22 protein-coding genes are annotated in these 17,360 nt (G+C 65.3%); 12 read left to right on the top strand and 10 right to left on the bottom strand.

Annotated elements, in window-relative coordinates; all coding sequences use genetic code 11:
- Positions 1-12 precede the first annotated feature (12 nt).
- Entirely contained in the window at positions 13-495 is a 483-nt protein-coding gene (locus tag RSE12_20040; GenBank protein WRH62617.1) for an RNA pyrophosphohydrolase, read from the top strand.
- Positions 496-524: 29 nt separating this feature from the next.
- Here RSE12_20040 and RSE12_20035 read toward each other — a convergent pair whose 3' ends face one another.
- Positions 525-1,568 (bottom strand): LLM class flavin-dependent oxidoreductase, encoded by a 1,044-nt coding sequence (locus RSE12_20035; protein WRH62616.1) that lies wholly within the window; start codon positions 1,566-1,568, stop codon positions 525-527.
- 192 nt (positions 1,569-1,760) lie between these two features.
- Between RSE12_20035 and RSE12_20030 the strand changes: the two genes are divergently transcribed.
- From RSE12_20030 to RSE12_20020, 3 genes are all read left to right on the top strand, one after another.
- Positions 1,761-2,117: a hypothetical protein gene (locus RSE12_20030; GenBank protein WRH62615.1), complete on the top strand. Its 357-nt coding sequence runs from the start codon at positions 1,761-1,763 to the stop codon at positions 2,115-2,117.
- A gap of 78 nt (positions 2,118-2,195) precedes the next feature.
- Positions 2,196-2,903 carry a HupE/UreJ family protein gene (locus RSE12_20025; protein WRH62614.1) on the top strand — a complete coding sequence of 236 codons (708 nt, stop codon included), beginning with the start codon at positions 2,196-2,198 and terminating at the stop codon, positions 2,901-2,903.
- Positions 2,904-2,914: 11 nt separating this feature from the next.
- A complete protein-coding gene (locus RSE12_20020; protein ID WRH62613.1) occupies positions 2,915-3,706 on the top strand; it encodes a hypothetical protein in 792 nt (263 codons plus the stop codon).
- A 35-nt stretch (positions 3,707-3,741) separates the two neighbouring features.
- Here the strand turns inward: RSE12_20020 and RSE12_20015 are convergent, their stop codons facing one another.
- From RSE12_20015 to RSE12_20005, 3 genes are all read right to left on the bottom strand, one after another.
- On the bottom strand, positions 3,742-4,497 hold the full coding sequence (locus tag RSE12_20015) for an NYN domain-containing protein (GenBank protein ID WRH62612.1): 756 nt from the start codon (positions 4,495-4,497) through the stop codon (positions 3,742-3,744).
- 62 nt (positions 4,498-4,559) lie between these two features.
- Positions 4,560-5,030 (bottom strand): aminoacyl-tRNA deacylase, encoded by a 471-nt coding sequence (locus RSE12_20010; GenBank protein ID WRH62611.1) that lies wholly within the window; start codon positions 5,028-5,030, stop codon positions 4,560-4,562.
- A 40-nt stretch (positions 5,031-5,070) separates the two neighbouring features.
- Positions 5,071-6,207, bottom strand: a complete 1,137-nt coding sequence (locus tag RSE12_20005) for an S-(hydroxymethyl)glutathione dehydrogenase/class III alcohol dehydrogenase (protein ID WRH62610.1) — start codon at positions 6,205-6,207, stop codon at positions 5,071-5,073.
- A 184-nt stretch (positions 6,208-6,391) separates the two neighbouring features.
- Between RSE12_20005 and RSE12_20000 the strand changes: the two genes are divergently transcribed.
- A complete protein-coding gene (locus tag RSE12_20000) occupies positions 6,392-6,694 on the top strand; it encodes an I78 family peptidase inhibitor (GenBank protein WRH62609.1) in 303 nt (100 codons plus the stop codon).
- 70 nt (positions 6,695-6,764) lie between these two features.
- On the opposite strand, the gene RSE12_19995 is transcribed toward RSE12_20000, so the two are convergent.
- Positions 6,765-7,202: a cytochrome c gene (locus RSE12_19995; protein WRH62608.1), complete on the bottom strand. Its 438-nt coding sequence runs from the start codon at positions 7,200-7,202 to the stop codon at positions 6,765-6,767.
- Between the two features lie 175 nt (positions 7,203-7,377).
- On the opposite strand from RSE12_19995, the gene RSE12_19990 reads away from it, so the two are divergent.
- The 3 genes from RSE12_19990 to RSE12_19980 all read left to right on the top strand — a co-directional run bounded on the left by RSE12_19990 (position 7,378) and on the right by RSE12_19980 (position 9,919).
- Positions 7,378-9,042 carry a DNA polymerase Y family protein gene (locus RSE12_19990; protein ID WRH64881.1) on the top strand — a complete coding sequence of 555 codons (1,665 nt, stop codon included), beginning with the start codon at positions 7,378-7,380 and terminating at the stop codon, positions 9,040-9,042.
- Between the two features lie 83 nt (positions 9,043-9,125).
- Positions 9,126-9,575 carry a hypothetical protein gene (locus tag RSE12_19985; GenBank protein ID WRH62607.1) on the top strand — a complete coding sequence of 150 codons (450 nt, stop codon included), beginning with the start codon at positions 9,126-9,128 and terminating at the stop codon, positions 9,573-9,575.
- 2 nt (positions 9,576-9,577) lie between these two features.
- Positions 9,578-9,919, top strand: coding sequence for a hypothetical protein (locus tag RSE12_19980; protein WRH62606.1), 342 nt, complete (start codon positions 9,578-9,580; stop codon positions 9,917-9,919).
- Here RSE12_19980 and RSE12_19975 read toward each other — a convergent pair.
- Positions 9,896-10,321, bottom strand: coding sequence for a hypothetical protein (locus RSE12_19975; protein WRH62605.1), 426 nt, complete (start codon positions 10,319-10,321; stop codon positions 9,896-9,898). The genes RSE12_19980 and RSE12_19975 overlap by 24 nt on opposite strands.
- Positions 10,322-10,825: 504 nt before the next feature.
- Positions 10,826-11,314 carry a peroxiredoxin gene (locus RSE12_19970; protein ID WRH62604.1) on the bottom strand — a complete coding sequence of 163 codons (489 nt, stop codon included), beginning with the start codon at positions 11,312-11,314 and terminating at the stop codon, positions 10,826-10,828.
- Between the two features lie 103 nt (positions 11,315-11,417).
- On the opposite strand from RSE12_19970, the gene RSE12_19965 reads away from it, so the two are divergent.
- From RSE12_19965 to RSE12_19950, 4 genes are all read left to right on the top strand, one after another.
- Positions 11,418-12,626 (top strand): FAD-dependent oxidoreductase, encoded by a 1,209-nt coding sequence (locus RSE12_19965; GenBank protein WRH62603.1) that lies wholly within the window; start codon positions 11,418-11,420, stop codon positions 12,624-12,626.
- Entirely contained in the window at positions 12,623-13,186 is a 564-nt protein-coding gene (rsmD, locus tag RSE12_19960) for a 16S rRNA (guanine(966)-N(2))-methyltransferase RsmD (GenBank protein ID WRH62602.1), read from the top strand. The genes RSE12_19965 and rsmD overlap by 4 nt, the downstream gene beginning before the upstream one ends.
- Entirely contained in the window at positions 13,183-13,827 is a 645-nt protein-coding gene (locus tag RSE12_19955) for an HAD-IA family hydrolase (protein WRH62601.1), read from the top strand. The genes rsmD and RSE12_19955 overlap by 4 nt, the downstream gene beginning before the upstream one ends.
- Before the next feature lie 348 nt (positions 13,828-14,175).
- Positions 14,176-14,835 carry a L,D-transpeptidase gene (locus RSE12_19950; GenBank protein ID WRH62600.1) on the top strand — a complete coding sequence of 220 codons (660 nt, stop codon included), beginning with the start codon at positions 14,176-14,178 and terminating at the stop codon, positions 14,833-14,835.
- A 6-nt stretch (positions 14,836-14,841) separates the two neighbouring features.
- Here RSE12_19950 and RSE12_19945 read toward each other — a convergent pair whose 3' ends face one another.
- The 3 genes from RSE12_19945 to RSE12_19935 all read right to left on the bottom strand — a co-directional run bounded on the left by RSE12_19945 (position 14,842) and on the right by RSE12_19935 (position 17,285).
- Positions 14,842-15,099 (bottom strand): hypothetical protein, encoded by a 258-nt coding sequence (locus RSE12_19945; protein ID WRH62599.1) that lies wholly within the window; start codon positions 15,097-15,099, stop codon positions 14,842-14,844.
- A 253-nt stretch (positions 15,100-15,352) separates the two neighbouring features.
- On the bottom strand, positions 15,353-16,048 hold the full coding sequence (locus tag RSE12_19940) for a nitroreductase family protein (protein WRH62598.1): 696 nt from the start codon (positions 16,046-16,048) through the stop codon (positions 15,353-15,355).
- A 259-nt stretch (positions 16,049-16,307) separates the two neighbouring features.
- Positions 16,308-17,285, bottom strand: coding sequence for a ferritin family protein (locus RSE12_19935; GenBank protein WRH62597.1), 978 nt, complete (start codon positions 17,283-17,285; stop codon positions 16,308-16,310).
- Positions 17,286-17,360 lie beyond the last annotated feature (75 nt).

Genomic DNA, 17,360 nt, shown 5'->3' with positions numbered 1-17,360 from the left:
CCCCGACATGCCATGACAGATACGGCGAATTTGCCCTACCGGCCCTGCGTGGGTGTGGTGCTGATCAACGCGCAGGGCGAAATCTTTGCCGGGCAGCGCATCGATTCCCCCCATCCCGCCTGGCAGATGCCGCAGGGCGGGATCGACGAGGGCGAAAAGCCCCGCAAGGCGGCGCTGCGCGAGTTGTGGGAAGAAACCGGGGTAACCGCCGATCTGGTGGAGTTCGTCGCCAAGACCGAGGATTGGGTGACCTATGACCTGCCGCCTGAACTTTTGGGCAAGGTCTGGGGCGGCAAGTATCGCGGGCAACGGCAGAAGTGGTTCCTGTTCCGCTTTCTGGGCAGGGATGACCAAGTGCGGATCGATAGTGAACACCCGGAGTTCAGCCGCTGGCGGTGGATCGGGGCGGGGGAAATGATCGCCTCGATCGTGCCGTTCAAGCGGCAGGTTTATGAAGAGGTCGTTGCGGACTTTCGGCCGCATCTGGCCCCCTGAGACGGCGCTGCGTGAGCGGGTGCGCCGCCCTATTGGGCGGCGACCTTGGCCCCTGCGACCATGTCCTTGACCATTGGAATGACCTGTTCGCCATAGAGGCGGATGCTTTCGCAAAGCTGGTCATGCGGCATTGGGCCGGTTGAATATTTCATATCAAACCGGTCGACCCCCAGCGCGGTGACCGCTGCCGCGATCTTGCGGGCCACGGTTTCCGGGCTGCCTACATAAAGCGAGCCGTTGCGAATTTCGCCCATGAACCGGTCGGGTGTGACCGGGGGCCAGCCGCGTTCAGCCCCGATCTGATCGAACATCGCCTTGTAATGCGGCCAAAGCTGTTCGGCGGCCTGTTCATCGGTGGCGGCGATGTGACCCGGCGAGTGGATGCCCACGGGTTTGACCGTGCGACCCATCTGGGCGCAGGCGCGGTGGTAAAGATCGACATAGGGTTTGAACCGGCGCGGGTCGCCACCGATGATGGCCAGCATCAGTTGCAGATCGTGGCGCACAACGCGGACCACGGATTCCGGGCTGCCGCCGACGCCGACCCAGACCTGAAGGCCGGGGCCAAGGGTGGGATAGACGCGCTGGTCATAGAGCGGCGCGCGGGTTTCGCCCGACCAGGTGATCGCCTCATCGCGGATGAGATGGGCAAAGAGATCGAGCTTTTCTTCGAACAGGCGTTCGTAATCCTGAAGCTCATACCCGAAGAGGGGAAAGCTTTCGGTAAAGGAGCCGCGCCCAAGGATCACCTCGGCCCGGCCAGTGCAGATGGCGTTCAAGGTCGAGAAGCGCTGAAACACGCGGACCGGATCATCCGAGGACAGGACCGTGACCGCCGAGCCGAGCCGGATGCGGCTGGTGCGGGCGGCGATGGCCGAGAGCACGATTTCCGGGGCCGAAACCGCGAAATCCGCGCGGTGATGTTCGCCGATGCCAAGGAAGTGGATGCCGACCTGATCGGCAAGGATGCCCTGTTCGACGACATCACGCAGCACGGCGTCATGCGGTTTGAGATGCCCATCCGGGCCGAGGCTGGTGTCACCGAAGGTGTCGAGGCCGAGTTCGATCTGCATGGTGGTCCCCCATACGTTGCTGAGGGGAGAATAGGGGTTTCGGTGGCGGGGCGGAACCCCGCGCCGGTGCAAGGCGGCTGCGCGTGGGCGCACGGATGCCGGTTTTGCGGGGGTGGGGTTGTACTGTGCCCCGGTCACGTCCTATTTGCGGAAGATGCGCCGGGCTGTGCTGGCGCGTGTGTTGGTGGGGCGATGGGCGGGATCGGTGCGGTCTTGATGCGGGTAGCGGCGATGCTGGCGCTTTTGGCGCTGGTCGTTGCCCCTGTGGCCGATGCAGCGACGCACGGGCCTGCCGCCGTGATGGCACAGGCGGAACATGCCGTATTGCATGGTGGGGCGGGTGATCATCTGGATCATCACGGGCATCATCATGGGCATGACCATTCCCACGGCCACCACGACGCGACCGACCATGACCATTCGGCCAGCGTGATCTTGTCCGCCGCGCCTGTGCTGGCCCTGCCGCAGGGCAAGGCGCAGGGGGTGGCCCTGGCGCGGGAGTTTGCCGGAACAGCGTCCGAGGGGCCGCGACGGCCACCGAGGGCCTGACCTGAGACTTGCGAAGCCGGCCAGATCCGCCCAAGGGCGGCGATGGCCTGACCGTCGTTTCAGGACAGGACATGATCCATGGACATCTTCCTCCGGACGCCGCCGCGCGTCTGGCTTTTGGCGGCCACGCTTGGCCTTGCCCTTGTTTGGGCAGGCGGGGCGCTGGCCCATGCCGTCACCCTTGGCGACAAGGGGTATATTCAAGAGATCACAGGACCGCAGGTGATCCCGTTCCTGTACCTTGGCGCCAAGCACATGGTGACGGGGTATGACCACATCCTCTTTCTTTTCGGGGTGATCTTCTTTCTGTACGGGATGCGCGAGATCGCGCTTTACGTATCGCTTTTCGCGGTGGGCCATTCGGTGACGATGGTGCTGGGCGTCTGGTTCGACTTTGGGATCAACGCCTATATCATCGACGCTATCATCGGGTTTTCCGTCGTCTACAAGGCGTTGGACAACCTTGGTGCGTTCCGCGCGTGGTTCGGGGTGCAGCCGGATACGCGGGTGGCGACGCTGGTCTTTGGGTTGCTGCACGGCTTTGGGCTTGCGTCGAAGATCATCGAATACGACATCTCGGCCGATGGGTTGCTGGTCAACCTGCTGGCTTTCAATGCGGGGGTGGAGATCGGGCAGTTGACCGCGCTGGCGGTGATCCTGCTGGTCATGCAGCGCTGGCGGGCAAGCCCGTCCTTCGCTGCGCAGGCCTACCGCGCCAATGTCATCATGATGGGTTTGGGCTTTTATCTGACAGGCGTGCAGCTTGTCGGGTTCGCCATGGCCTGAGGGAGTTTTCCATGAACAGGACGAATGAAGGCGCACAGGTGCGCGGGGTCAAGGCGACGTCGGGCGGGTTGATCCGGTCCACGCTTCTTTCCGGGGCGGCGGCGCTGGGTGTGTTGGGGGTGGTGTATCTGCCCGCCGAATACGGGATGGACCCGACGGGGTTTGGCGCCGTACTGGGGCTGACGGAGATGGGGCAGATCAAGCAGCAGCTTTACGCCGAGGCCGAGGCGGATGCCGCCGCCGCGCCGGTGGTGCTGGACCCGGCCGTGATGGCGCGGTTGGAGCGGATGGAGGCGCAGTTGGCCGATATTGCGGCGATCGTGGGGGCTGATGTGCTGCGCGATGGCGGGGCTGACTTGACGGACGTGGCGGCTGCCCCCGAGGCTTCGGTGCCTGTCGAGGCAGCTCCTGCCGAGGCGGCGACGGCAGAGCCTGCACCGGTCGCGGCTGCGCCCACAGAGGCCGTGGCGGAAGCCGCCCCCGCAGCGCCGGAATGGCGCGACGAGGTGAGCTATACGCTGCCCCCCGGCGAGGGGATCGAGGTGAAGCTGGTGATGGAAGAGGGCCAGACCGCCCGGTTTGAATGGACCGCGAACGGGGGTGTCGTGAACTATGACACCCATGGCGATGGCAGCGGGCAGAAGGTCAGCTATGAGCAGGGCCGTGCCGTGCCGGAGCAGGCGGGCGAACTGACCGCCGCTTTCACCGGCAATCACGGCTGGTTCTGGCGCAACCGGACGGATGCGCCTGTCACCGTGACGCTGCGGACGGGCGGGGACTATGCCGAGATGAAGGCCCCGTAAGCGCGGGCGGGCGGTCCCTTGCGGGGCCGCCCTCTTCAGGCCACGTCGCGCATCTGCAACTGGCCGCTGGGGCCGGGGCGCACCTCGAAGCGGGAAATCTTGCGGACGAGGTCCGAGAGCTTCGCGCTGCCATAGGTGCGGGTGTCGAAGTCGGGATTGCCTTGGGTGATGAACTGGCCGACCTGACCCAGCGAATACCATTCGGCATCGGGGTCTATGGCGCGCATGGCGGCGATGATGAAGGGGATGGCCTTGGCCGGGGCTTCCTTGGCGCCGGGTTTTGGCGTGGCCTCAACCGGTTCGGCGCGGGTGGTGCCACGGGCGGGGGGGGCCTCGGGGATTTCCTCGGCGGTGCCGAGGTTTTCAACATAGATGAAGCGTTTGCAGGCCATGCGGAAGGCTTCGGGCGTCTTCTTTTCGCCGATGCCATAGACATCAAGGCCCTGCTCGCGGATGCGGGCGGCGAGGCGGGTGAAATCGCTGTCGGAACTGACGAGGACGAAGCCGTCGAACAGGCCGGAATGGAGGAAATCCATCGCGGCGATGACAAGGCCGATGTCCGAGGCGTTCTTGCCCTTGGTGTTGGAAAACTGCTGATCGGCGACAAGGCCAAGGGCGGCCACCTGCTTGGCCCAGCCGGCAAGGCGCTGGGCGGACCAGTCGCCATAGATGCGGCGGACGGAGGCTTCGCCGAGGCTGGCGATTTCCTCGAAGATCGCTTCGGCATAGCCGGAGGGGACATTGTCGGCGTCGATCAGGACGCAGAGGCGCGGGGCGCGGGGTTCGGGCATGGGGTCGTCCTTTTTCTGCCCCTAGGGTGCGCCTTTGCGCGGGGAAGGGAAAGGGGGAAAGGTCAGGCGATGAGGGGGGCGGCTGTGGCCGGGATGGCGGCGAGCGCATCATTTGGCGCGATGCCGAGGAGCAGGCCGCGCTGGCCTGCGTTGATCCAGACTTTGGGAGAGGTGGTCGCGGTCGCCTCGATCACGGTGGGGACGGGGCGGCGTGGGCCAAAGGGGCTGATGCCGCCGACCTTGTAGCCGGTGAGCTTTTCGGCCTTGGCCGGGGGCATCATGGCGGCGGATTTGGCCCCGAAGGCGGCTGCCACACGTTTCATGGAAAGCTGGCGGTCGGAGGGGATGACGCAGCAGGCGGGTTTGCCGTCCACCTCCACCATCAGGGTCTTGAGGGTGAGGGCGGGGTCGAGACCAAGCGCCTGCGCGGCGGCAAGGCCCACCGCATCGGCGCAGGGGTCATAGGCGTAGGGGTGGAGGGTGAACGCCACCCCCTTTGATTTCAGAAACAGCGTTCCGGGCGTTGCGGCCATGGCGGGACGGGCAGGGTGGGGCCGAACCCCACCCGCCGGATCAGAATACCACGACAGCGCGGATCGACTTGCCCGCGTGCATCAGATCGAAGCCTTCGTTGATGCGGTCGAGCGGGAGGACGTGGGTGATCATGCTGTCGATCTCGATCTTGCCGTCCATGTACCAGTCCACGATTTTTGGCACATCGGTGCGGCCGCGGGCGCCGCCGAAGGCGGTGCCTTTCCAGACGCGGCCCGTGACCAGCTGGAAGGGGCGGGTTTCAATCGTGGCGCCTGCGGGGGCCACGCCGATGATGATGGACTGACCCCATCCGCGATGGGTGCATTCCAGCGCGTCGCGCATCACCTTGACGTTGCCGGTGCAATCGAAGGAGTAGTCGGCCCCGCCGATCTTGTCGAAGGGGGTTTTGGTCAGGTCGACGATGGCCTGCACGACCGTCATGCCTTCGGGCAGTTTCTTTGGGTTGACGAAATGGGTCATCCCGAACTTTTCGCCCCATTCTTCCTTGTCGTCGTTGATGTCGACGCCGATGATCATGTCGGCCCCGGCCATTTTCAGGCCTTGGATCACGTTCAGGCCGATGCCGCCCAGACCGAAGACAACGGCCTTGGCCCCGATTTCCACCTTGGCGGTGTTCAGCACCGCGCCGATGCCGGTGGTGACGCCGCAGCCGATGTAGCAGATCTTTTCGAAGGGGGCGTCATCGCGAACCTTGGCCAGCGCGATTTCGGGCATCACGGTGTGATTGGCGAAGGTGGAGCAGCCCATGTAGTGAAAGATGGGCGTGCCATCGAGCATGGAGAAGCGGGTGGTGCCATCGGGCATCAGGCCCTGGCCCTGCGTGGCGCGGATGGCGGTGCAGAGGTTGGTTTTCTGCGACAGGCAGGAGGGGCATTCGCGGCATTCGGGCGTGTAGAGCGGGATGACGTGATCGCCGGGTTTGAGCGATTTAACCCCGGGGCCGCATTTGATGACCACGCCTGCGCCTTCATGGCCGAGGATTGCGGGAAACAGGCCTTCGGGATCGGCGCCCGAGAGGGTGAATTCATCGGTGTGGCAGATGCCGGTGGCCTTAATCTCGATCAGCACCTCGCCTTCTTTCGGGTCTTCGAGGTTCACTTCCATGACTTCGAGCGGCTTGCCGGGGGCAAGGGCAACGGCGGCGCGGGTACGCATCAAATCCTCCACATTCAGTGATTTGGGTGCAGGCTGGGGGAAAGCGGCGCGAATTGCAACGCGGGAAACGGCGGGTGTTTGCCGGTTCGCGTCAGCGGGCTTGCCTTGGCCCCTGTAGGCGGAAAGGGTGCAGTGGGGATGGCGTGACCATCCGTCCCGATGGCGGCCTGACAGGAGAAAGACGATGCAGAAACTTGCAAGGATGGTGGCAGGGCTTGGCTTTGCGCTGGCGGCAGCGGCCTGCGTTCCGGTTTCAGACCCCTATCCGGGTGATCCCGGCCCGGTGCCGGGGGGCGTGAACCAGTGCGGGGCGCTGGATCTGCAATACCTTGTGGGCGCGCCTGCCAGCGATCTGGACAGGATGCGGTTCAACAAGCCGGTGCGCGTGATTTATCCCGATACGGCGGTGACGATGGATTACAGCGCGGATCGGCTTAATTTCGAGGTGGACCGGACGGGCCGCATCACGCGCGTGAATTGCGGGTGACGTGACGCGTTAAAGCAAAAGGCCCCCGCAGCGGATGCGGGGGCGGTTTTCTTTGCAGGATTCAGTCTGATCAGGACGGGATGCGATAGGTGGTGTGGCAATCCTTGCACGACCCACCGATGCCGCCCATGCCAGCCTGCACACCTTCGACGGTGGTGGCATCGAGGCCTTCGGCTGCGGCTTTCAGGGCGTCGGCCTTTTTCAGGTAATCTTCCCAGTTGGTCCAGATATCCGCCTTGGCGGTGGATTTCGGATCCGTGGCCTGCGGTTCGAACTTGACCGCGATTTCGCCGGCCGCCGTGACGAGGGCGGTTTTCGCGGCTTCGGCGGCAGCGGCGTCGAAGGGGGTTTCGCCCCCGGCCATCTTGCCCAGAATACCGGTGTTCATGCCGATCGTGTCCATCAGCTCTTGCCGGGCCTTGACCGTGGGATCGGTCGCTTCGGCGGCGATGGCGACGCCTGCCACCATCATCAGGCCCGCGACGAGGGCTTTGGCTGCAAATTTCATTCGTTTGGCTCCCTACTGGAAATATCCTGTCACTGTATGGGACAGAATGACGCAGTGAAGTGACGTTGTCACGGTGTTGATGGGGCAAATTCCGCAATTCACGGAAAGTTGCCATTTGCGGCTGGACTTGTGCCCTTTGTTTGCCAATTTAAGGAACAAAGGAGGAACATTTGTGGTGGAGCCGAGTCGCCGTCGTATTCTTTCGCTTTGGTTTCCGCGCCTTGCGGCCGAGCGGGTGCTGCGCCATGCGCGGGGTGGTGCGGCGGGGCTGGCCGGGCCTTTGGCGGTGGTGGCGGATCGGGCCGGGGCGCAGGTGATCGTGTCGCTGTCGGCGGCGGCGGAGGCGGCGGGACTGGCTGTGGGCCAGCCGCTGCGCGATGCCACGGCGATGTGCCCCACGCTGGTGACAGCGCCCGCCGATCCGGTGGCGGAGGGGGCGTTTCTGACCGGGCTGCGCCGCTGGGCGGGCAAGTTCAGCCCTTGGGTGGCGGAAGAGCCGCCGGCGGGGCTGGTGGTGGATCTGACGGGCTGCGCGCATCTGTTCGGCGGTGAGGCCGCGCTTCTGGCGCAGGTGGAGACGGAATGCGAGGCGCTGGGATTGAGCCTGCGCGCCGCGATTGCCGATACGCCGGGGGCGGCCTGGGCGCTGTCGCGCCATGCGGGGCGCGGGGTGCAGGTGGCGCGTACTGGCGATGCCATCCAGCAGGAGGCCCATGCGACGCGGTCGCGCGCGGCAAAGCGGCGGGGGTGGGAAAAGGGCGGCAGCCTGCCTGTGGCTGGGGCCTTGGGGGATGCAGGCCCGCGTGGCGTGATCGCGCCCGAGGGAAAGATGCGGCAGGCGCTGGGGCCGCTGCCGGTGGCGGCGCTGCGGCTGGAGCCTGAGGCGGTGGAGGGGCTGGTGCGGCTGGGGCTGCGCCGGATCGACGACATTGCCGTGCTGCCGCGCGCCGCGCTGGCGCGGCGGTTCGGGGCGGCGGTGCTGAAGCGGCTGGATCAGGCGCTGGGGCTGGAATCCGAGCCGGTGACGCCAGCGGGGGCGCCCTTGCATTTCGCGGCGCGGATCAGCCTGCCCGATCCCATCGGGCTGCTTGCGGATGTGGAGGCGGCGGTGGACCGGCTGCTGCCGGTCCTGTGCGCGCGGCTGGCGCGGCAGGGGCGGGGGGCGCGGCGGATACGCTTGCAGGCCTTTCGCAGCGATGGGCGGGTGGAGGTGGCCGAGGTGGGGCTGGCCCGCGCGTCGGACCGGGTGGACCGGATTCGTCCGCTCTTGTGGATGAAACTGGGCGATCTGGATGCCGGTTTCGGGATCGACATGCTGCGGCTGGAGGCGGTGGAGGTGGAGGCGATTTCGCCCGTGCAGCATCGCGGTCCGGTGGGGGAGGCGGCGGCGACGCTGGCGCGCGATGCGGCGATGGATGATCTCTTGGGCAAGCTGGGTGTGCGGCTGGGAACCGAGGCGGTGACGCGGTTCCATCCGGGCGAAAGCCATCTGCCGGAAAAGGGGGCGCAGGTGCTGGCGGCGGCGTGGTCGGAGGCGTTTGTGGGGGAATGGCCCCGGCGGGGGGCGCGGCCGTTGCGGCTGTTCCGGCCCGAACCGGTGGGCGCGCCCGAGGATGACCCGACGCCCCCCGCCCGGTTCCGCTGGCGGCGGCGCGATCTGGTGACGCGGATGGCGGTGGGGCCAGAGCGGATTGCCCCGGAATGGTGGCTGGACGATCCCGACTGGCGATCCGGCCCGCGCGATTACTGGCGGGTGGAGACGGAGGGGGGCGAACGGCTGTGGCTGTTCTATGCCCATGGCGGCGATGTGACGGGCGGGTGGTTCTGTCACGGGGAGTAGGGTGCGCGATGGCGCACCCTACGGTGTTGCGGGGTGCGGCGTGGCGGTCCATGATACGGGGTGGGATGCGGTAGGGTGGTGTGTTGGGCTGGTTTCGGCGGAACGGTGTGGATGCGCGCTTCCTCGGCTTCGTGCTGGTCACGATGGCGGGGAGCGTGGTCTTTGGCGGATGCGTCGCCGGATTGGTGGCTGGGCTGATGCGGGGGGAGGTTGCGAGTTTCCTTGCCGTGGCATTCTTCGCCATGATCGGGGCCGGGTTCGCGATTCCCTTCGCGTTGGTGGCATGGTACCTTCCGTCGGCCGTCGTCTTTGCCCTCGTGATGCAGGAGCTCGTTCCGCGTTTCGGAGAGATCTGGGCGACCCGCTGCGCCGGCGTAGTGACGGCGATGGTCGCTGCCTTGGCGGCGACGGCGGTCATGACGGGGGGCGGTCGGGATTTCGACGGGATCGGCGGGCTGATGCTGTTCGTCGGGCCGGCCGCCGTGCTTTTCGCGCCGCTGGCGGTGCGGTGGTTCTATGGTGAGGGGCGCTAGGGATGATGCGGCTTGCCGTTAACGACTCCGTTTGCATCCCCCACGGGAAGGGCTCCGGCCACGTGATCTGGACGGATTGTCCCGAAGCGTTGCGTCAGGCGTTGGACCTGAATCGGGGCCATGCCGTCCAAGGCGAGGTGATCGAGGCGGGGCGGGTAGTCTTTTCCGGCGCGCTCTTGCTGAAACGACGGCTGAACCGTCCGTGGGTTCCCGGGGTCGATTGCATCGTCTTTCTGGTCCCTGATGTGGATCTGGGACGCTTGGCGGGAGAGGTCTGGGTCGAATTCGATGCCATTACGATACGACGGTGGGACGAGGGGTCATCCGCTCAGCGCGATGAATAGGCCCCGTTCCGGGTCGAAGACCGCAACCTTGCCGTTGCTGCTGAAGGTGTTGAGCACGGTACCTTTGGAAAGGAGGCTGTCCTGATCGGTGGAACCGGCGGCTGCCACGATCGCCCGGGTCCAGCATTGCTGCGCGTTAGACAGCACACGGAATTCGATCGCCGTGTCGGGCAACCTCTGCGTGATCGCGAGGTCTGACCAGGGCGCGAAATTGGTCAGGGTGGCGGGTGGCGATGAGCGTCGTGGGATTAGGTAGACTGCAACGACGCAGTGGAAGGACTGGGCGCCCGACGCGAGAAGGGAGACGGATGCCGCGCCTTCCGCCGTCAGGAAGAGGGGGGCAATGTCCGTGTCCAAGCAACCAGAGACGAAGCAGGCAGCGCCGAGAAGAAATCTTCTCATATACCGCTCTCCGTTCCGCTTCGGGGGAGAGTATTGGGCGGGCGAGCGCTTTGTCACTCTGCATCATGTGGTGCGTAGGGTGCGCCTTGGCGCACCCTACGGTGCGGCACTGTCGAGGGTAGCGGTAGGGTGGGGTTCAAACCAACCTACATCCTCACTGCGCCGTGAGTTCCTGCACCTGTTCCAAATGGTCTTGCAGTTTGGGTGGCGTCGCTTCGACGAAGTTCGCCAAATTGCTTTCGTCGCCGACCATCTAAACACAGCGCGACGTTTGGGTCTGGTCCGTGGCCAAGCCACGACTCGCGCCCGACACTCGCTGCCCGCCCACAGCGCGGGCGTTTGGCTAGAAAATCGTCCATTGGGCGATTTCTCATGTCGCCTCACCCCCACCGGGTCGTGCGCGGCCCTAAAGGCGGAAGGCCCGATGGCTCCACTGGAACCGTCGGGCCTGCCTTGCATTGGGGCTGATCTGTCTTGGTTCGTGGGGTGACTTCCCTCCCCGGATCAGATCGCCTTGAGCAGCGATTCACCGGCGGAGATTTCGCAGGCGCCGGGGCTTTCCTCGAGGTGGAGGGCCTTGACCACGCCATCTTCGGCATAGAGCGCATAGCGTTTGGAGCGAGCGAGGAGGCCCACGGGGGGCGCGTCGAAGGCGAGGCCCATCGCCTTGGTGAAGCTAGAGTCCGCGTCGGCCAGCATGGAGATGCCGGCGGTGGCGGCGCCGGTGGCTTCGCCCCAGGCTTTCATCACGAAGGGATCGTTGACGGAGACGCAGATGATTTCATCCACGCCCTTGGCGGCGAAGGCATCCTTGGTGCGGATGAAGCTGGGGACATGGGCGGAATGGCAGGTGGGGGTAAAGGCACCCGGCACCGCGAAGATCACCACTTTGCGGCCTTTGGCGGCCTCTTTCACGGAAACAGCCTCGGCCCCGGCATCGCCCATCCGGATCAGGGTGGCGTCGGGCAGCGTCTGGCCTACGGAAATCGTCATATCTCGTCCCTCTTCGCGTTGCGTTCCAATAAGGCAGGGATATAGGGTCCGGCCCTGAATTCGGCCAGAGAGATTTGGCCTTTGGGCGGCGGAAGGGGATGGCATGGCGCATGTGGTGATCGTGGGGGCGGGGCAGGCCGGGGCGGCCTGTGCGGCGAAGCTGCGCGCGCTGGGCTTTGACGGTGCGATCACCATGATCGGCGAGGAGCCTGCGCCTCCCTATCAGCGGCCACCGCTTTCCAAGGCCTATCTGATGGGTGAGATGGAGGAAGAGCGGCTGTGGCTGCGATCATCCGATTTCTATGCGGATCAGGGGATTACGCTGCGTTTGGGGCAGCGGGCCGAGGCCTTGGACACCGCCGCGCGGGTGGTGACGGTGGGGGGCGAGGCGATCGCGTATGACGATCTGGTGCTGACCACGGGATCGGTGCCGCGCCGGTTGCCTGCGGCCATCGGGGGTGATCTGGGTGGTGTGTATACCGTGCGGATGCTGGCCGATGTGGATGCGATGCGGGCCGAGTTCGTGGCGGGGCGGCGGCTGGTGATCGTGGGGGGTGGCTATATCGGGCTGGAGGCGGCGGCGGTGGCGGCCAAGCTGGGGCTGGATGTGACCGTGCTGGAAATGGCGCCGCGCATTTTGCAGCGGGTGGCGGCACCGGAGACATCGGACCATTTCCGCGCGCTGCATGCGGCGCATGGGGTGAAGATACTGGAATCCACCGGGCTGGAGCGGTTGCTGGGCGCGGGACGGGTGTCTGGGGTGCGGCTGTCGGACGGGCGAGAGTTGCCAGCGGATTTCGTGATTGCGGGGGTGGGGATCGTGCCCGGCACCGCGTTGGCCGAGGCGGCGGGGATCGCGCTGGACAACGGGATTGCGACGGATGCGCTGGGGCGGACATCGGCGCCGCATGTCTGGGCGGCGGGGGATTGTGCGTCTTTCCCGTGGCAGGGCGGGCGGTTGCGGCTGGAATCGGTGGGCAACGCGATTGATCAGGCCGAGGTGGTGGCGGAAAACATCCTTGGCGCAGGGCGGGATTATGAAGCGAAGCCGTGGTTCTGGTCGGATCAGTATGACTGCAAGTTGCAGATCGCCGGGCTGAACACCGGCTATGACCGGATTGCCACGCGGCCGGGTGAAGGCGGTTCGGTGTCGTTCTGGTACTATCGGGGGGATCGGCTGCTGGCGGTGGATGCGATGAATGACAGCCGCGCCTATATGGTGGGCAAGCGGTTGATCGAGATGGGAAAATCACCCGATGCCGCGGTGGTGGCTGACCCGGCGACCGAGTTGAAGGCGCTGCTGAAAGGATGAGGATCATCGGCGGCCAGTTCCGGGGGCTGCACCTTGCGCCTGTGGGTGAGGGGGATGCCAAGGCGCATCTGCGCCCGACATCGGACCGGGTGCGGGAGTCGATTTTCAACCTGTTGATAAATGGGGGATATGGCGACCCGATCAGCGGCGCGCGGGTGCTGGACCTGTTTGCCGGGACGGGGGCGCTGGGGCTTGAGGCGATCTCGCGCGGGGCTTCCGGGGCGGTGTTCGTGGATGATGGCGTGGCGGCGCGGGGGCTGTTGCGGCGCAACATCGAACTGACCCGGACGGAGGGGGCGACGGAAGTTTTGCGGCGCGATGCCACGCGGATGGGGCCTTGCCGGGAGGGGGGCTATGACCTTGTTTTCCTTGATCCGCCCTATGGGAAGGGGTTGGGGGAGAAGGCGTTGGCGTCTTGTGCCGAAGGCGGCTGGCTGGCCCCCGGCGCGATGATCGTCTGGGAAGAGGGGATGGCCCCGGTGATCCCGCAAGGCTTTGAAATGCTGGACCAACGCCGCTATGGCGACACGCTGGTCACGATGCTGCGGGCGCCGGAATGAAGCCTGCAGCGGTGATCTTTGATTGCGATGGCGTGGTGGTGGACAGCGAGCATCCGACGCTGGTGATGGTGCGCGATGATCTGGAACGATACGGGCTTTGCCTGACGCTGGAGGATCTGGAGCGCGACTATATCGGTGGCACGGTGGAGACGGTGGCGGCGAAGGCGCGGGCCAATGGCGCGCGGTTGCCGGAAGGATGGGTCGCCGATTTCTATGACCGGATGTATGCCATGCTGCGCGCCCATGTGCCGCTGGTGCCCGGTGTGGTTGGCGTGCTGGATGCCCTTGATAAGGCAGGGATTCCCTATGCGATGGGGTCCAACGGCACGCCCGAGAAGATGCAGATCACGCTGGGTCAGCACGGGCTGGTGGAGCGGTTCCGGGGGCATCTGTATTCCGGGCAGGCGATGGGGCGGCCCAAGCCTGCGCCGGACCTTTACCTGCATGCGGCCGGGCGGTTGGGGGTTTCCCCTGCGACCTGCGTGGTGATCGAGGACAGCGCTGCGGGCGCGCGGGCGGCGCGGTTGGCCGGGATGCGCTGCTTTGGGTATGCGCCGAAGGGAGCGCATCCGGGGTTGGTCGCGGAGGGGGCGATTTTGTTTAACGACATGCGGGAATTGCCAGCGCTGCTGGGGGTTTAGGCCAAGGCGGACGTGCAGCGCGTGGTGCAGATGGTGGTGCAGACGGCTGTGCATACAAATTCGGGCAGAGTCGGGGTGGGGATCCTGGTTAAGGGTGCGGTGGTGCAGAGCGGCAAATTCCCGTTGAAGGAATTTGGCACAATGCTTTTCAAGAGTTTTGCGCCGGGCCCGGGTGGGTTTCGGGTGCGACGTCAGTCACAGAGTGTGGGACCGTTCTTGCCACGAGACTTGGCGGAGGCGCGTGCGCGTGACGCGATTTGGCGCAAACTCCGGCAAACGTGATCACGGGATGATTGACCACGGCCATCAGTAATGCGTCAAGGGTTCGACCAGACATCGAGGCCTGCCATGCTGACCCGCCGCCATTTCATCGTGACGACTGCCGCGCTCTTTTCGCCGGCAATATCCCTGCCGGCCTTTGCGCAATCGCAGGAGGCGCAATGGGCCGCCTGGGATGCGATGGTCATGCCGCCGAATTTCGATCCGGCGACATCAAACCCCTGGGGTGTGCATCCGCGGCTTTTGCCGACACGGGTAGAAGCGAAGGACAATCTGAAGCCGGGCGATATCCATGTCGATGCCATCGCCCGCTATTTGTATCACGTCCAGTCCGACGGAACGGCGACGCGCTATGGCGTGGCGATCGGGCGCGGCGGGCTTTATGAGCCGGGCTTCTTTACCATCCGCCGCAAGGCGAAATGGCCGCGCTGGACGCCGACCGCGAACATGATCGAGCGGGAACCGGAGATCTATGCGCAATATGCCGATGGCATGGAGCCGGGGCCGAACAATGCTTTGGGTTCGCGGGCGCTCTATCTCTATGTCGGCAATCGCGACACGATGCTGCGTATCCACGGCACGCCCATTCCCCGATCCATTGGATGGCGTGCAAGTTCGGGCTGCGTGCGGATGATCATGGCCCATATCAATGTGCTGTATGATCAGGTTGAGACCGGGGCATCCGCCTTTTTGTATCCGGCGGAAGAAAGCATCACCGCGCGCAGCTGATCTGACCTAGCCGGCAGAACAGATCGGGCGCCCTTCCGCTGTGCGCAGCGGGAGCAGGGTGGTTTCGACCGGGCCCTGATGTTCGTACCAATAGCAGTTGTCTTCTGGCATCAACCGCGCTGTGGCGACGTTTTGCCAAGGTGCCGCAACGGCCATCACCCGTTCCGGCAGGGGCGGAAGTTCCGCTTGCCCGTTGCCGCCTGATCCGGTTGACACACAACCGGCGATCAGAAGGGGCAGGGCGAGGGCGGCGGTGCGTGTCATGTCTTTGATTCCATTAGGCCGCGCGATGTAATCAGTATGGCGCGCAAGGCTCAACCATTTCTGCCGCAGAAGGCGGCTTTGCACGCGCCTGTGATGAACACTGCCAGCAGGGAGATTCGGACTGCGGGCAGGTTATACCGGAGTTGACTACGCCTTCGAGAGGCTTGCGCCGGACAGATGCCGATCGGGCAATGGCGGCTCTGCCGGATCGGCGGGCGCGTGTGCTGCCGTCAGACCGATTGCCGCCCCAGCATCAGGCGCGGAAGGTGGTCAGGATCGTGTCGAGCGGTTTCTTGCGTTTGGCCACTGCGGGGACGGTGGCATCTTCAGCAGGCCAGCCGACGGGCAGGATCATCACGGGCTTTTCGTGATCAGGGCGGCCAAGGAGGGGGCCGAGGAATTTCATCGGGTTGGGCGTGTGTTCGAGGCAGACCAGACCCGCGTGATGCAGGGCGGCGATGAGAAAGCCGGTGGCGAGGCTCACGCTTTCGGGGACGTAGTAATTCTTGTAGCGCGCGCCGTCATCGGTGACGCCGTAACGCTGGGCGAAGACGACGATCAGCCAAGGCGCATCGGTCAGATGCGGTTTGCTGACCCCGGTGCCGATGGGTTCCAGCGCGGCCAGCCATTCATCGCCCGCGGCGCCGGAGTAGAAGGCGCGTTCTTCCTCTTCCGCGCCGTCTCTGATCCGGGCCTTGAGCGCGGGGTTTGCGATGGCCACGAAATGCCACGGCTGGTGGTTCGCGCCCGAGGGGGCGGTGCCTGCGGTGGCGATGCAGGTGGTGATGATGTCTTCGGGGACCGGGCGGGTGGAGAATTGGCGGACAGAGTGGCGTTTGCGCATGTAGGCGAGGAAGGATTGCGCATCCGACAGCGCCTGATCATCGGGTTTCTGCACGCGGTCGGGCAGGGGGAGCGGTTGATAGGTCACCTCGCCCTTGCGGTACATGTCGTGTCCCTTTCGATGCCTGCGCTTGTAGTGGAGAGGAGAGCATTGGCGGGCGCGGTCTGCAAGGCGGGGCGGATGGGGGGGTGAAGATCACCCGCCCTGGATTTGATCCGGGGCCTTGTGGCCGGGTGCGGTGAGGGGCGAAATCTGACGCAGATTTCGCGGCGATTTTTGACGCAAAAATCGGGGGCAGGAGGGCGCACGCAGTGCGGCGGAATTTGTGCCAAATTCCGGTGCGATTTCTGCGTCAGAAATCGCGTCAGCCGCCCCCGATCAATGCCCCGGCGGCAAAGACCAGAGCGCCGCCCACGACCACCTGAAAGGCGGCGCGCAGGAAGGGGGTTTCCATGAAGCGGTTCTGGATCCAGGCGATGGCCCAAAGTTCGACAAACACCACCACCATGGCGATGATCGTGGCGGTCCAGAAATCGGGGATCAGGTAGGGCAACGCGTGGCCCATGCCGCCAAGCGTCGTCATCACGCCCGACGCAAGGCCGCGCTTCCATGGGCTGCCGCGCCCGGACAGCACGCCGTCATCATGCGCGGCTTCGGTGAAGCCCATGCTGATGCCTGCGCCGACCGAGGCCGCAGTGCCGACGAGGAAGGTGGTCCAGGTGTCCTGCGTGGCGAAGGCGGTGGCGAAGATGGGGGCGAGGGTGGAGACAGAGCCATCCATCAGCCCGGCAAGGCCCGGTTGCACCCATGTGAGGATGAATTGGCGGCGGGCGGTGGCGTCTTCGTCGCTGCGCGCCCCTTCGGTGAGGTGTTTGTCGGCCAGTTCGACGGCCTTGCGTTCATGCCCGGCCTCGGCGGCGGCAAGGTCGCCCAGCAGTTTGCGGGTGGCGGCATCGGTCGTGGACTGCGCGGCGCGGCTGTAGAAGCGGTTGGCTTCTTGTTCCATCGCCGTTGCCTCGCCCCGGATCGCATCGAGCGAGAGGTTCTTGGCAAGCCAGACCGGTTTGCGCGCGTAATGGCCTGCCACATGTTCGCGGCGGATGAGGGGGATGACATCGCCGAATCGCGTGCGGTGCAGGTCGATCAGGCGCTGGCGGTGCTGATCCTCTTCGCCCGCCATGCCGTCGAAGATGGCGGCGGTGGCGGGGTATTCGCCGCGCAGGCGTTCGCCATAGCTGCGGTAGATGCGGGCGTCGTCTTCCTCGGACGAAATGGCGAGGGCGAGGATTTCCTGTTCGGTCAGGTCGGAAAAGCGGCGGCGGGTGGAGAGGCCGGGGATCATGGGGCTGCTCGATCAGTTTGGAATGATTCTAAGTTAGTCGAAAGCGATGCTGGGGCAAGGTGAAAAAAGTGAACC

The sequence above is a fragment of the Fuscovulum sp. genome, from assembly GCA_035192965.1.
Classification (GTDB): domain Bacteria; phylum Pseudomonadota; class Alphaproteobacteria; order Rhodobacterales; family Rhodobacteraceae; genus Paragemmobacter.
The sequence above is the reverse complement of the archived record's forward strand: the minus strand, read 5'-3'. Positions and strand labels throughout refer to the sequence as shown.